The 13,150-nt window shown below is 68.2% G+C and carries 10 protein-coding genes; 8 read left to right on the forward strand and 2 right to left on the reverse strand.

Annotated features, from left to right (window positions below; translation table 11 throughout):
* Positions 1-25 precede the first annotated feature (25 nt).
* Positions 26-4,297, reverse strand: a complete 4,272-nt coding sequence (locus IPM20_00420; protein ID MBK9130094.1) for a DEAD/DEAH box helicase — start codon at positions 4,295-4,297, stop codon at positions 26-28.
* A gap of 76 nt (positions 4,298-4,373) precedes the next feature.
* On the opposite strand from IPM20_00420, the gene IPM20_00425 reads away from it, so the two are divergent.
* The 6 genes from IPM20_00425 (at position 4,374) to IPM20_00450 (ending at position 10,787) form a co-directional block, all read left to right on the forward strand.
* Positions 4,374-5,351 (forward strand): DUF1722 domain-containing protein, encoded by a 978-nt coding sequence (locus tag IPM20_00425; GenBank protein MBK9130095.1) that lies wholly within the window; start codon positions 4,374-4,376, stop codon positions 5,349-5,351.
* Between the two features lie 104 nt (positions 5,352-5,455).
* Positions 5,456-6,037, forward strand: a complete 582-nt coding sequence (locus tag IPM20_00430) for a hypothetical protein (protein ID MBK9130096.1) — start codon at positions 5,456-5,458, stop codon at positions 6,035-6,037.
* Positions 6,034-6,639: a penicillin-binding protein activator LpoB gene (locus IPM20_00435; GenBank protein ID MBK9130097.1), complete on the forward strand. Its 606-nt coding sequence runs from the start codon at positions 6,034-6,036 to the stop codon at positions 6,637-6,639. The genes IPM20_00430 and IPM20_00435 overlap by 4 nt, the downstream gene beginning before the upstream one ends.
* 112 nt (positions 6,640-6,751) lie before the next feature.
* On the forward strand, positions 6,752-8,053 hold the full coding sequence (locus IPM20_00440; protein ID MBK9130098.1) for a hypothetical protein: 1,302 nt from the start codon (positions 6,752-6,754) through the stop codon (positions 8,051-8,053).
* Positions 8,050-9,084 (forward strand): hypothetical protein, encoded by a 1,035-nt coding sequence (locus tag IPM20_00445; protein MBK9130099.1) that lies wholly within the window; start codon positions 8,050-8,052, stop codon positions 9,082-9,084. The genes IPM20_00440 and IPM20_00445 overlap by 4 nt, the downstream gene beginning before the upstream one ends.
* 215 nt (positions 9,085-9,299) lie before the next feature.
* Complete coding sequence (locus IPM20_00450) at positions 9,300-10,787, forward strand: DUF4382 domain-containing protein (GenBank protein MBK9130100.1); 1,488 nt, start codon at positions 9,300-9,302, stop codon at positions 10,785-10,787.
* A gap of 251 nt (positions 10,788-11,038) precedes the next feature.
* On the opposite strand, the gene IPM20_00455 is transcribed toward IPM20_00450, so the two are convergent.
* Entirely contained in the window at positions 11,039-11,926 is an 888-nt protein-coding gene (locus IPM20_00455) for a DMT family transporter (GenBank protein ID MBK9130101.1), read from the reverse strand.
* Positions 11,927-12,246: 320 nt separating this feature from the next.
* On the opposite strand from IPM20_00455, the gene IPM20_00460 reads away from it, so the two are divergent.
* A complete protein-coding gene (locus IPM20_00460; GenBank protein ID MBK9130102.1) occupies positions 12,247-12,486 on the forward strand; it encodes a DUF465 domain-containing protein in 240 nt (79 codons plus the stop codon).
* Between the two features lie 31 nt (positions 12,487-12,517).
* Positions 12,518-12,949, forward strand: a complete 432-nt coding sequence (gene arfB / locus IPM20_00465; protein MBK9130103.1) for an aminoacyl-tRNA hydrolase — start codon at positions 12,518-12,520, stop codon at positions 12,947-12,949.
* The last annotated feature ends 201 nt before the right edge of the window (positions 12,950-13,150 follow it).

The raw sequence follows: 13,150 nt of genomic DNA on the forward strand, positions 1-13,150 counted from the left end.
GGGCCCAGTAACAGGCTGAAGTATACTACAAAACCACCCGGGATACCCGCGAGGGCGGCGGTCCCTCTCCCGGCGCGTCGGCGAAATGCCCGATATACGGGTCCGTTTGCTCCGGTACGCCTGCAATCGGTATGCCGTCCCGGAAGCTGACCCGCTTGCCCGTCTGGGCCGGCACCCGTTCCCCGGGGGTGACGATGCCGGTCATGTTCAATGGATCGGCACCGGACAAGGCGATCATGAGTCCCTCGCGCGCATGTCGGCGGATCTCACGTAAACTTCCTACTGCTTCCGGCAAGGCGTACTGTTCACCGCTGAAGCCATCGACGAAGCGCCCCCCGCGGATCTCGCCGCGCGCCTCCAGGCGGCGGTAGACCTGGATCAACTCGCGCCAGGGCGGGGCGCCAGACTCGCGCGCGAGCAGACGGCGGAACACCACGCCATAGCGCCGGAGCAGGGTGCGGGCGATGTGCTCGACTGCATCGGCGCCATGGTGCGCGGGCGGCGCCTGCAGCCAGACCCAGCGGCCGGCATGCTCGACCCCGGCGGCCTGCGCGCGGCGGCGCCGGCGCCCGCTGTTGTATCCGGGGCGCAGGTGCTGCGGGGCGAGCAGGGCGCGCAGCCCGGCGAAGCTGTCGCAGTTGATCAGGCCGGCGGCCGCGAGCTCCGCCAGGGCGGATTCGAGCTGCGTGTGGAGCAGGCCGCTGAGCGGCTGCAGGTCCTCGAAGAACGCCGCCGGGTGACGCGCGAACACCTCCGCCACGGCGCGCGCATAGGCGGACAGGTCGGCGGTCACATCCTCGGGGGGGGCTGCCCCGCGCCACCAGGGCAGGCTCGAGCGCCGAACCAGCGCGATCGGCGCGGCGCGCAGCGCCGGCGCGCCCGGACCACCGTCCTTTTTCGGCTGCCGCGGCGCGAGGGGGCGGAACCAGGCGAAGCGTCCGCTGGCGCACAGGCGGTCGAGGTCATCCGGCGCGTAATTTCTGACCCGCGCGGGCAGGATGTGCGTCTCCCAGGCCGCCGCCGGCGCGGCATGGCCCTCGAGTTGCGTCAGCGCCGCGGCGAGCGCATCAATGCCCTCGCCGGGTTCATCGAGGCGCTGCCAGTGGAGCAGGAAGCGCATGAAATCCGCCGGCGCCACCGGCTCGATCTCGCTGCGCAGCTGTTTCAGGGTGTAGCGGTGGATGCGCGCGAGCAGGCGCCGCTCGCACCATTCGATTTCGTCGGTGCCGGCGCTGAAGCGCCCCTGCAGCACGAATCCCTGTTGTTCCAGCGCCGCGAGCGCGGAGAGCAGCGCGGCCCGCGGCAGACCGAACGCGCGCGCCAGCGTCGATGCGGTGGTCGGACCGCAGCCTTCCAGCCGGCTGCGCAGCAGCGCGATGAGCGCCTGTTCCGCCGCGGGCGGTTCCGGATCCGCTTCGGTGACCGGCGCGATGACGGGCGCCAGCATCGCGGAGGGATGCAGTGCGAGCAGTTCGGCAAGCCGCTCGGCCGCGACCCAGCGTACCGCGCCGTCGGTGCCGGTCGCGCGTGTCGCGCGCCGTTCCCCGATCAGGCGGTCGAGCAGGACGGGCCAGCCGCGCGCGGCCTCCTCCTCGCGCAGGAAGCCGAGCAGCACGAGACCGTCGTGAAGTTCGTCCGGCGTCGCCGCCTCCGGCCAGGCCTCGGCGCGCACGCGTGCGATCGCCGCCGGATCGAGCCGGCCGAGTTCGGCGGCATCGGCGGGATCGAGGAAGCGGCGCTGCTGAACCGCCAGTGTGCGGCGTTCCTCCGCCGGCGCGTCGTCGAGAAAGGCGTAGGGCCGCGCGGTGAGGATCTCGGCGGCGAGCGGCGAGGGCGCGGTGAGATCGCGCGCGAGCACGTGGATCGCGCCGCGCTCAATGCCCTCCAGCACCCGCGTCAGTCCGTCGATGTCCATCAGCTCGTGCAGGCAGTCGCTCAGGGTCTGGGCCACCAGCGGATGATCCGGCACCTCGCGGTCGCCCGCGATGTTTTCCAGGCAGGCGAGCTGGTCCGGGAAGACCAGCGCGACCAGGTCCTCCGCGTCGGCGCGCTGGAACGGCGCCGGCACGCGTTTGCCGCCACGATTGCGCGGTACCGCCAGCGCGGTGTTGGCGACCCAGCGCCAGCGCGTGCCGAACATCGGCGCGGCGAGCAGCGCCTGGATCAGAATCGCGCGCGCGTTGTGCGCACGCAGGTAACCGGCGACCTCCTGCAGCGGGAAGCTGTGGGTCGGGCCGAGCGACAGCACGATGCTGTCCTCCGTCGCGGCGGCCTGCAGTTCGAAATTGAACTTGCGGCAGAAGCGCTTGCGCAGCGCGAGACCCCAGGCGCGGTTGATGCGCGAGCCGAACGGCGAGTGGATGACGAGATGCATGTCGCCCGCCTCGTCGAAGAAGCGCTCGAGGATCACCTGCCGCTGCGTCGGCAGACCGCCGAGCGCGGCGTGCGCGGCGGCGAGATAGTCGACGAGCTGCTCCGCCGCGGAGGCCGGCAGCCCGAGCGTCCCGAGCAGCCACTGCCGGGCCGCCTCGATACCCTCCCCAAGCTTCTGCGCCAGGGTTTCCCGCAGCCGCGATACCGCGTGCGAGAGCTCGTCGGTGCGCCCCGGCGCCTCGCCGAACCAGAACGGGATGTTCGGCGGCTGGCCCTTGGCGTCCTCGGCGTGCACCTTGCCCTGTTCGATCCTGAGCATGCGGTAGGAGGTGCTGCCGAGCTGGAAGATGTCGCCCGGCAGGCTCTCGAAGGCGAAGTCCTCGTTCAGCGTGCCGATGAACTGGCCCTGCGGCTGCAGGATCACGTCATAGTCGAACTGGTCGGGAATGGCGCCGGCGTTGGTGACCGCGGTCAGGCGCGCGCCCGGACGCGCGCGCAGGCGGCCGTTCACCGCGTCACGGTGCAGATACGCACCGCGGCGTCCGCGCCTCGTGGTGTAGCCCTCGGCAAGCATGCGCACGACGGCGGTGAAGTCGGCACGCGTCAGCGCGTGATACGGTCGGGCGCGCCGCACGAGCTCGTACAGCGCCGCCTCCTCCCATTCCCGGCTCGCCACCTCGGCGACGATCTGTTGTGCCAGCACGTCGAGCGGCGCCTGCGTGAGCGGAATCCGGTCGAGTTCGTCGCGCCGCACCGCGTCGAGCAGCGCCACCCCCTCGGCGAGGTCGTCGCGCGAGAGCGGGAACAGGCGTCCCTTGGGCGTTCCGCCGACCGCGTGACCGGAACGTCCGACCCGCTGCAGAAGTGTGGCGATCGCGCGCGGTGAACCGAGCTGGCACACCAGGTCGACGTCGCCGATGTCGATGCCGAGCTCGAGCGAGGCGGTGGCCACCAGCGCGCGCAGGCGGCCGTCCTTGAGTCGCTGCTCGGCGTCGAGCCGGTGCTCACGCGCCAGGCTGCCGTGATGCGCGGTGACCGCGTCCTCGCCCAGGCGCTCGGCGAGGTGGCGCGCGGCGCGTTCGGCCAGACGGCGCGTGTTGACGAAGATCAGCGTGGTGCGGTGGCCCCGCGCCAGTTCCGCCAGGCGGTCGTAGATCTCGGTCCAGACCTCGGCCGCCATCACCGCCTCCAGCGGCGATCCCGGCAGTTCGAGCGCGAGGTCGCGCCGTCGTACATGGCCGGTATCGATGATGGCGCAGTCGGTGGTGGGCCCGCCGGTGAGAAATTCCGCCATGCCCTCGATCGGTTTCTGCGTCGCCGACAGCCCGATGCGGACCGGCGGCCGTGCGCACAGCGCGGCGAGCCGTTCCAGCGACAGCGCGAGATGCGCCCCGCGCTTGTTGCCGGCCAGCGCGTGGATCTCGTCGACGATGACGGTGCGTACCGTCGAGAGCATGCTGCGTCCGGACTCGGAGGTGAGCAGGATGTACAGCGATTCCGGCGTCGTCACCAGGATATGCGGCGGCGTGCGGCGCATGCGTTCGCGTTCACCCGCCGGGGTGTCGCCGCTGCGCACCCAGGCGCGCACCGGCACGTCCGGCAGGCCGCTCTCGAACAAGGCATCGCGGATGCCGGCGAGCGGTTGCTCGAGATTCTTCCGGATGTCGTTGGACAGGGCTTTGAGCGGGGAGACATACAACACCCGGGTCTCGTCCGGCAGTTCGTGGTCGAGGCCTTCCCGGATCAGGGAGTCGATCGCGGCCAGGAAGGCGGCCAGTGTTTTACCGGATCCGGTCGGCGCCGCGATCAGGGTGTGGCGGCCGGAGGCGGCGGCGGGCCAGGCCAGCGCCTGCACCGGGGTCGGTCTGCCGAGGGCGCGGGTGAACCACTGCGCGACGGCGGGGTGAAACGGCATGGGCTCCATGCCGTCATCATAGCCCAAACCCGCCATCCCCGTGCCGCGCTTGCCGGCCGCGGCGCGCGCCGGTCATGATAGGGCCATGGACAGCGAAACCGCGCCGCCCACGGCCATTCCCCGCGTCATCCTGGGTATCAGCAGCTGCCTGCTGGGACAGACCGTCCGCTTCGACGGGAATCACAAGTACAACGGCTATATCGTCGAAACCCTCGGCCAGGTCTTTGAATTCCGTCCGTTCTGCCCCGAGGTGGCCATCGGCCTCGGCACTCCGCGCCCGCCGATCCGTCTGGTGTCGGCCCCGGAGGGTCCGCGCGCGCGCGGCGTCGATGATCCGGCGCGTGACGTGACCGCGCCGTTGACGGAATATGCGCTGCAGGTCGCCGCGCAGTTGGAGGACGTCAGCGGTTATCTGTTCAAGAAGGGCTCGCCGAGCTGTGGCATGGAGCGGGTGCGCTGCTACAACGAGGCCGGGCAGCCGCTGGCCGGGGGCGCTGCCGGCATCTTCGCCCGCACCCTGATGGCGCAGTGTCCCGAGTTGCCGGTCGAGGAGGAGGGACGCCTGATGGATCCGGTGCTGCGGGAGAACTTCATCGAGCGGGTGTTCATCTACCAGCGCTGGCAGGCCCTGTGCCGCCGCGGCCTCACCGCCGCCGGGCTGGTGGAGTTTCACACCTGCCACAAGTTCAATCTGCTCGCCCACGATGAACCGGCCTATCGCGCACTCGGCCGCCGGGTCGCCACTGCCGGCACGGGCGACATCGCCGTGCTGGGACGGGAGTATATCCGCGCCGTCATGTCAGCGTTGAAACGGCCGGCGACCGCGGGAACCCACACCAATGTGCTGCAACACATCTACGGGTTCCTGAAGGAGCGGCTGGACGGGGAGGATCGCCGCGAATTACTGGAATGCTTCGAGCAGTACCGGCTCGGACGGATCCCGCTCATCGTGCCGGTCACCCTGCTGCGCCACCATCTGCGCCGCCATCCCGATGGGTACATCGAACGCCAGTATTACCTCAATCCTCATCCGCGTGAACTGATGCTGCACAACCTGATCTAGTCACCGCGGGCGCTTGAATATTTGCCGACGTCCGCCCATAGTGTTGGGGTTCGGCGATACGGACAGACGTCAGTCGCGTTGACCACGGGACGAGGGAGGAGAACATGAAGACGGGACGCAGTTTCCCCACGGGCATGGCGCTGCTGGCGGCGGTCTGCCTGCTTGCCGCCTGCGCCGGTTCCGGGCCGACGCGGGTGGAGAGCGATCTGGGCATCAAGGGTGCCCCGGACTGGGTCAACGAAGGCACCGCGATCCTGAAGACGCGCGACGGCCGGCTGTTCCACGGCGTCGGCTCCGCGCCGCCGATGGGCGACCGCTCGCTGCAGACCTCCACCGCCGACGACCGCGCGCGGGCGGAAGTGGCGCGCGTGCTGAGTTCCTATATGAACGTGGCGTCGCAGGATTACACTGCGGCGAGCGTAAGCGGCGACCAGGCGCTGCCCGCCGCCAGCGTCTCGCGCCAGATCGAGGCGATCAGCCGCGTCAATCTCGCTGGCAGCCGCATCATCGGCCGCTGGCGCGACGAGAAAACCGACATCATCTACGCCCTCGCCGAACTCGACCTCGACCAGGTCAAGGATATCCTGGGCCGGGTGGACGACATGAACGCCGGTCTGCGCGAGCACATCCGGGAGCAGGGCGACAATATCTTCGACGGCATGGCGAAGGAGAAGGAGAAGGAATGAACGCGATAGTGAAAGCGGTGGCGCCGGCACTGGCGGCGGTCCTGGTGCTGGCCGGCTGCGCCACCAAGGTGGAGCGTATGGAGACCGACGCGGCGGTGGACCTGAGCGGGAAATGGAACGACACCGATTCGCGCCTGGTCTCGGAGGAAATGATTGGCGATGTGTTGTCGCACCGCTGGGTGGGCGAATTCAGCCAGGGTCACGCCGGCAAGCGCCCCGCGGTCATCGTCGGTGAGATCCGCAATCTCAGCCATGAACACATCAGCGTGGTCACCTTCGTCAACGACCTCGAGCGCGAGATCATCAACTCCGGCAAGGTCGATTTCGTCGCCTCGCGCGAGGAGCGCGAGGACATCCGCGCGGAGCGCAAGGACCAGGACCTGCACGCCAGCGAGGAGACCCGCAAGGCCATGGGCCAGGAGCTCGGCGCCGACTTCATGCTCAAGGGCGACATCAGCACCATTCTGGACACCGAAGGCAAACAGCAGGTGCGCTATTACCAGGTCGACCTCACCCTGATCAGCCTCGCCGACAACCGCAAGGTCTGGGTCGGGCAGAAGAAGATCAAGAAACTGGTCACCAAGCCGGGACTGCGGTTCTGATCCCCATGGATGGTGATGGGCGATGAGTGATGAGTGACTGGCATGACTTTTATATCATCACTCATCGCCCATCACCCATCACCTGTTACGATCCCGCGATATTTCCATAGCCGTGACCAGACGATGGTCCATTCTGACTGTATGCGGCCTGTACCTGGCAGCCTGCGCCACCTACACCGACTGGGTCGGAGAGATGGAGCATCAGATCGCGGCGCGGGATCTGACGGGGGCGTTGCACATTCTGGACGAGCGCGCCGGAGGGCGGACGCGGGACACGGTGCTGTACGACCTCAACCGCGCGATGCTGCTGCGCATGGCGGGCGACTACGCGGAGAGCAATGCGGCCTTTGAGCAGGCCAAGGATGCGATCGAGCGCCTGGACGCGGTGAGTGTCCGGGAACAGGCGGGTGCGCTCGCGGTGAACGACATGATGCGCAGCTATACCGGCGCACCCTTCGAACGCGTGCTGCTGCATGTCTACGCCGCGCTCAATTATCTCGAGCTGGGGCGGCCCGATGACGCGCGGGTGGAGATCCTCCAGCTCGACGTGCTGCTGGGACAGGAGCAGGCGCGTGCCGGCGAGGCCTTCGCGCGTTACCTGAGCGGCATGATCTTTGAGGCACTGGGGCAGTACGACGATGCCATGATCGCCTATCGCCAGGCCTACACTGCCTATCGTCGTGACGGCGGCGCGGTCCCGCCGCCGCTGGGGCACGACCTGGTGCGGACGGCGGCACGGGTGGGCGGAATGGCGGACGAATTGAGCCGTTACCGCGCCGAGTTCGGCGTGACGGAAACCTCCCCCGACCCGCGGGGCGACGAGGGCGAAGTCATCTTCCTGCTGCACAGCGGTCTCGCGCCGCTCATGCGCGATGCCCTGATCAGCGCGCCCACGCGCGACGGCAAGCTGGTGACCGTCTCCATGCCGTATTATGAAACCCGCGTCCCGCGTGTCACCGGTGCGCGTGTCGTCTCGGGGACGAGCGTTGCCGTGACTGCGCTCGGCGAGGACGTCGCCGCGGTCGCGGAAGAGACCCTGGAACACGACAAACCGCTCATCCTGGCGCGCGCCGTCGCGCGCGCCGCGCTCAAGCTCGAGGCAAGCAAGAAGGCCGATCAGGAGGATGATGCCCTCGGGATGATGGTCAATATCGCCGGTGTGGTGAGCGAGCGGGCGGATACCCGCAGCTGGTCCACCCTGCCGGGGCGCATCTATCTGGCGCGCCTGCCGCTCGCGGCCGGCCGCCATCAGATCCATGTCGAACTGACCGGCGGCATCGCCGGCGTCGCCGCGGCGCGTGATTACGACGTCGAACTGGCCCCGGGCCAGAAGCGCTTCCTCTCGCTGCACTGGGTCAGCGCCGGCGATCTCGAACCCCTGCCTTACCGCATCGAACGGAGACGACTGCAATGAACGCCCTGCTGAAAACCGGAATCGCCCTCGGCCTGGCCGCGCTCGCGGCATGCGCCTCCGCGCCGCCCGCGCCCGTTGCGCCGCCCGATTGGGTGAGCGGCGATGCGGCGCGCTATCCCGCGGCTTCCTTCCTGCTCGGGCGCGGCGCGGCGGACGATCTGAACGACGCCATCGATCGCGCGCGCGCCGATCTCGCCAAGGGGCTCGCGGTCGAGATCCGGGTCGAGTCCTCCGATGTGCAGACCTTCGCCCTCGACCAGCCGGACCCGCGCACGCCGGGCGCCTCGGAGGAACGCATGCGGCTCGAGGTCTCGCGCGCCATCGCGACGCAAACCGACCAGCTCGTGCGCGGGGTGCAGATCGCCGAGACCTGGCGCGATCCCGTGAGCAAGACCGATCACGCCCTCGCCATACTGCCGCGCGGCGCGGCCATGCAGTCCCTGCAGGCCGAACTCCGTGCGCTGGACGATGCCGTCGCCGCCGGGATTGCCGGCGCGCGTGCCGCGGGCGATCCGTTCACGGCGATCGCGGCCGCCGACCGGGCCATGCGCGCGCAACTGGAACGCGATTCCGTGCAACGCCAGTTGCAGGTAGTCGATCCGTCCGGGCACGGCCTCCCGGGGCGCTGGTCCTTCGCGCAGTTGCGCAGTGACCGCAATGCGCTCGTCACCCGCGTGCGCATCCGTCCCGGCGCCGCGGGCGACGAGATGCAGGCGGTGGCGGTGACGCTTGCCGGCTCGCTGGGCGAGGCAGGCTTCACCGTGGTGGAGCAGGGCGCGGCCGACTACACCCTGGCGGCGGTGCTCGAACTCGGGGATCCCGCGTTGAAGGACGGCTGGTACTGGGTCATGGGCAGCCTCGAGATCGTGCTCGGTGACATGGCGGGTCAGGCGCGCGGTTCGCATCGCTGGGACATCAAGACCTCGGCGCAGGATCCCGCGCTCGCCCATCGGCGCGCGCTGGACGAAGTCGAGGCCGTGCTCGATCGCGAGTTGTTTCCGACCCTGCTGTCGTTTTCCGGCGCCGACTGAGCGCCGTTCGGCCAGTTCCGCCCGGTCGGCCTGTCCGCGCGGCCCGCCTCCCGTACCCGCAGCCCCGCCAATTTTTCCGAGACACGCGGGAACCCTTTTCCCGCGGGCGTCGTTTTACCACTGAACGGTGATACGGCCCATCCCGCCACACGGCGCGCGGGTGCGGCAAAAAGACAATCTTGACCAGGAACTTACTCCGGGGAGTCGATGCAGCGATGGGTACGAGTGGCGGGCGGTGGCGGAAATTTGTCTGGGTACCCGTGCTGGTCCTGCTGGCGGGACTTTCCATCGCCTCCTGCGGCGGCGGTTCCGGAGGCGGTTCGGCCTCCAGCGACGACATAGGCAGCGTCGCGGTCCTGCTGACCGACGGTCCGACCGCGGATTACGATCAGGTCAATCTGACCATCACGCAGATCGAACTCATCGGTGACAACGGTGCCTCGGCGGTGGTCTTCTCCGGTGAGCGCACCGTCGACCTGCTCGACCTGAGCGACGACGCCGAGGTGTTCAGCCTGGTCGACGCCCCGGCAGGCATCTATCACAAGATCCGCTTCACCGTCACCGCGCTGCAGTTGGTGAAGCTCGACGATGCGGGTGCGATCGTCGAAACAATCGAGCCCGAACTGCCGGCCAACGGCATGATCGACCTCAATCCGCGCATGGACTTCATCGTCTCGGGCGATGAACCGCTGGTGCTGCAGCTCGATCTCGACGCCGACAAATCCCTCCAGGCGATCCGGCTCGGCAATGGCAAGTACCGCTTCCGCCCGGTGGTGTTCGTCGAGATCGTGTCCGGCGCCACGCTCGGCCGTTACGCCCGGCTCGAGGGCACGGTCGCCGGCCCCGACGCCGACGCGGGGACCTTCGACCTGTGTGGATCCCGCACCACCTTCCGCCACCACCGCAACGGGCGCTGGGGCCAATGGGGCCGGGGCGATCGGGTGAGCCGCGCCGCCAGCGGCGTGGACGACGAATCGCGCTGTATCCCGGTGACGGCCGGCGCGGATACCTCGGTCTTCACGGCCGCCGGCGCGGCCGATTTCTCGGCGCTTGCCGCTGACGCCAAGGTGACCGTGTTCGGTCGCCTGGAGCGGAGCAGCGGTGACGCCGCCTTCACGATGCAGGCGCAGGTCATCGCGGTCGGCGCGGATGAGGACTTCGCCTATGTCAAGGGGACTGTTACCTCCGACTACGACGCCGGCGGCAACGCATTCTCGCTCGACGTCATTCGCGGCGGCGGCTTCGATGCGGGCACCGCCATTACCGCGACGGCGCTGGAAGGCGCCCGGGTGTTCACGCGTTCGGGCACGGAACTGACGCTGGATGACATCAACACGGGCTTCGGGGTGAAGGTGTTCGGCGTGCCGACCGGTGCGACGCCGGAGCTGCAGGCCGCGGTGGTGTTCGTGAACGATACCGCGAGCACCGGGACCGAACTCAGCGGCACGCTCGGCGCGCTCGATGCCGCGAACGCCACCTTTACGCTGCTGGGCACCGCCCAGGGCGACGTGTGCGTGCGCGTCAGGGAGCGCGCGGATATCTTCCTGATCGGGACCGACGGCGAGACCCGGACCAGCGCCGCCGTGACCCTCGACGAACTGAGCGAAGGACTCGCGGCCGATGTCTACGGCCGTTTCGAGCTGACCGGCTGTCTCGCCGCCTCCGACATCATCGTGACCGCTGCGGAATCCACCGGGGAGTAATGACCAGGATCGCCTAGCTTGTCACCATAAAATCGCGCGGCCCGGCCTCTCGGCGGGGCGGGCCGCGAACCGGTTATCCGTCCCGGCCTCCCCCACCTCTCCTCTTCCCCCTCCGACGGGGAGGCCGGGCGCGGATATTCAGACCGCGCAAGCGGATCCGAGTCCGTAAGCCGAGAGGATACGATCATGGGCAACACGCCGGTTCATCTGCTCCTGCTGGTTTTGTCGCCCAGTGTCCTGTTCGCCGCTGTTCAGTTTTCCTTCTTCCTGCAGGCCTGAATCAACCGTTCTCCCGTTTCGTAGAACAACAGCCCCGACAGGATCAGCGCCGTGCCGGCGATCTCCCGGGTGCCGAAGGTTTCACCGTTGAGGAAATGCCCGAACAGCAGGGCGATCACCGGCGTGACCAGCAGGAGCAGCGCCATGCGGCCCGCCGTGACGCGCTGCAGTGCGTAGTAATACAGAATGAAGCCCGCCGCCGAGCCGAACACGCCGAGATAGACGATCGAGAACAACGCGCGGGGCGGCAACTCCGGTGGCGGGTGTCCGTCGAGCAGCAGCCAGGTCGCCAGATAACCGGGCAGGGCGAGCAGCAGCGCGCCCGTGGTCTGCGTCAGCGCCGGCAGTGAGCTGCCCGCGCGTTTGACCCAGACCGTGCTGAGGGAATGCAGAAACACCGCAGCCAGTACGGCGGCGAGCCCGAGATCCGCATTGGGGCCGGGCCGTTCGTCGCCGAAGATGAGCCACAGACCGCCCAGCCCGATCACGCTGCCGGCGATCTTCGCCGGCGTCAACGCGCGTTCCTTCAGCCAGACGGCGGCCAGGATGCCCGTCACGATCGGTGTCAGGCCGAACAGGGCCGAGATCAGGCCGGAGGGCACATACTGGGCGCCCCAGTAGACGCACAGCATCGCCCCGAAGATGCCGAGGTTGGCCGCGAGATAACTGCGCACCGCGGCGCCGTTCCACGGCAGCGGCATGCGCAGCAGACGCAGGAGCAGCAGACACAGCGCGGCGCCGATCGCCATGCGGGCGGCGGCGCCGAACAGGAATCCCGGCCCCTCGCCGCTCCACTTGATCGCGAGCGGCGTGGTCGACCAGATCAATATGATGCCCAGATAGGCGGCCGAGATCGGCATGGCTGAAACGTGCCTCCCTGAAAAACGAGAAGGGCCGCGATCCCTCGGCGGGACCACGGCCCTTCTGCGAAACTGCTGTATTCGATCAGTACGTCAACACATCAGTCCGGTTCCGGCGCGTGGTCCCGCGCGGGCATACGCCTCGCGGCAGGCAGATACGGATTCGACGCGCGGATTTTGCGGCGGAGGAGGACATGAAACGAGTGTGCCACCCGCGCGCTGCGGGTGTCAACGAACGTCGTCCCGTTTTGCTTTACCCCGCGGAAACGATATCATCAGGCTTCATAAGGTTAATGATTCCACACCCGAGGAGGAGAACAATGTTTGGCGAACATCACCGGCTTGAGGAAGAGTTCCCCGAGTTCAAGCAGAAGATCCACCAGCTCAAGCTGAGCGATCCCCACTTCGCCAGGCTGTTCGGAGAATACGTCGACATCGACAAGGCGATCTATCGCATCGAAGAGGAGATCGAGACGCCGTCCGACGGCTACACCGAGGAGCTGAAGAAGAAACGCCTGCTGCTCAAGGACAAGCTCTACGCCCTGTTGCGGCAGGAGTAAGCGAGGCGCGCGGCAACGCGGGTGCAGGGCGATGGAAGAGGGGGTACGGATCTCCGCGCGGGTGGTGATCCCCGCGCGCGAGATCGAGATCAGCGCCATCCGCGCGCAGGGTTCCGGCGGGCAGAACGTCAACAAGGTCTCGAGCGCCGTGCACCTGCGCTTCGAGATTCCCGCCTCGTCGTTGCCGGAGATCTACAAGCAGCGCCTGCTGGCGCTGAAGGACCGCCGCATCAGCGCCGCGGGCACCGTGGTGATCAAATCCCAGCAGCACCGCAGCCTGGAGCGCAACCGCGAGGAGGCCCTCGCGCGCCTGGGCGAGCTGATCCGGAGCGTGATGGTGACGCGCCGCAAACGCCTGCCCACCCAGGCCACCCTGGGCTCACGCCAGCGCCGCCTGGACCGGAAAAAACTCCGGGGGCGGACCAAGTTACTGCGTGGGCGCAGCGGAGTGTGCGAGGAGTAGGGGGCGGGCCTCGGGCCCGGCGTCAAAATGCAGTCCCCGTCGGTCCGGCGTGCCATGCATTTTTTCTTCTCGAGAGTTTGTCCTAGCTGTTTGTATCGCGTATATTGGATAGTGCTGCAAATTATAAAAGGGTTATACTGCCCGGCATTACATCTCATCCAGGTCCGTTTCAGAGACTCATCTTCCGTGTTATCTCTGTCT

This window comes from Gammaproteobacteria bacterium (genome assembly GCA_016716465.1).
GTDB lineage: Bacteria > Pseudomonadota > Gammaproteobacteria > SZUA-140 > SZUA-140 > JADJWH01.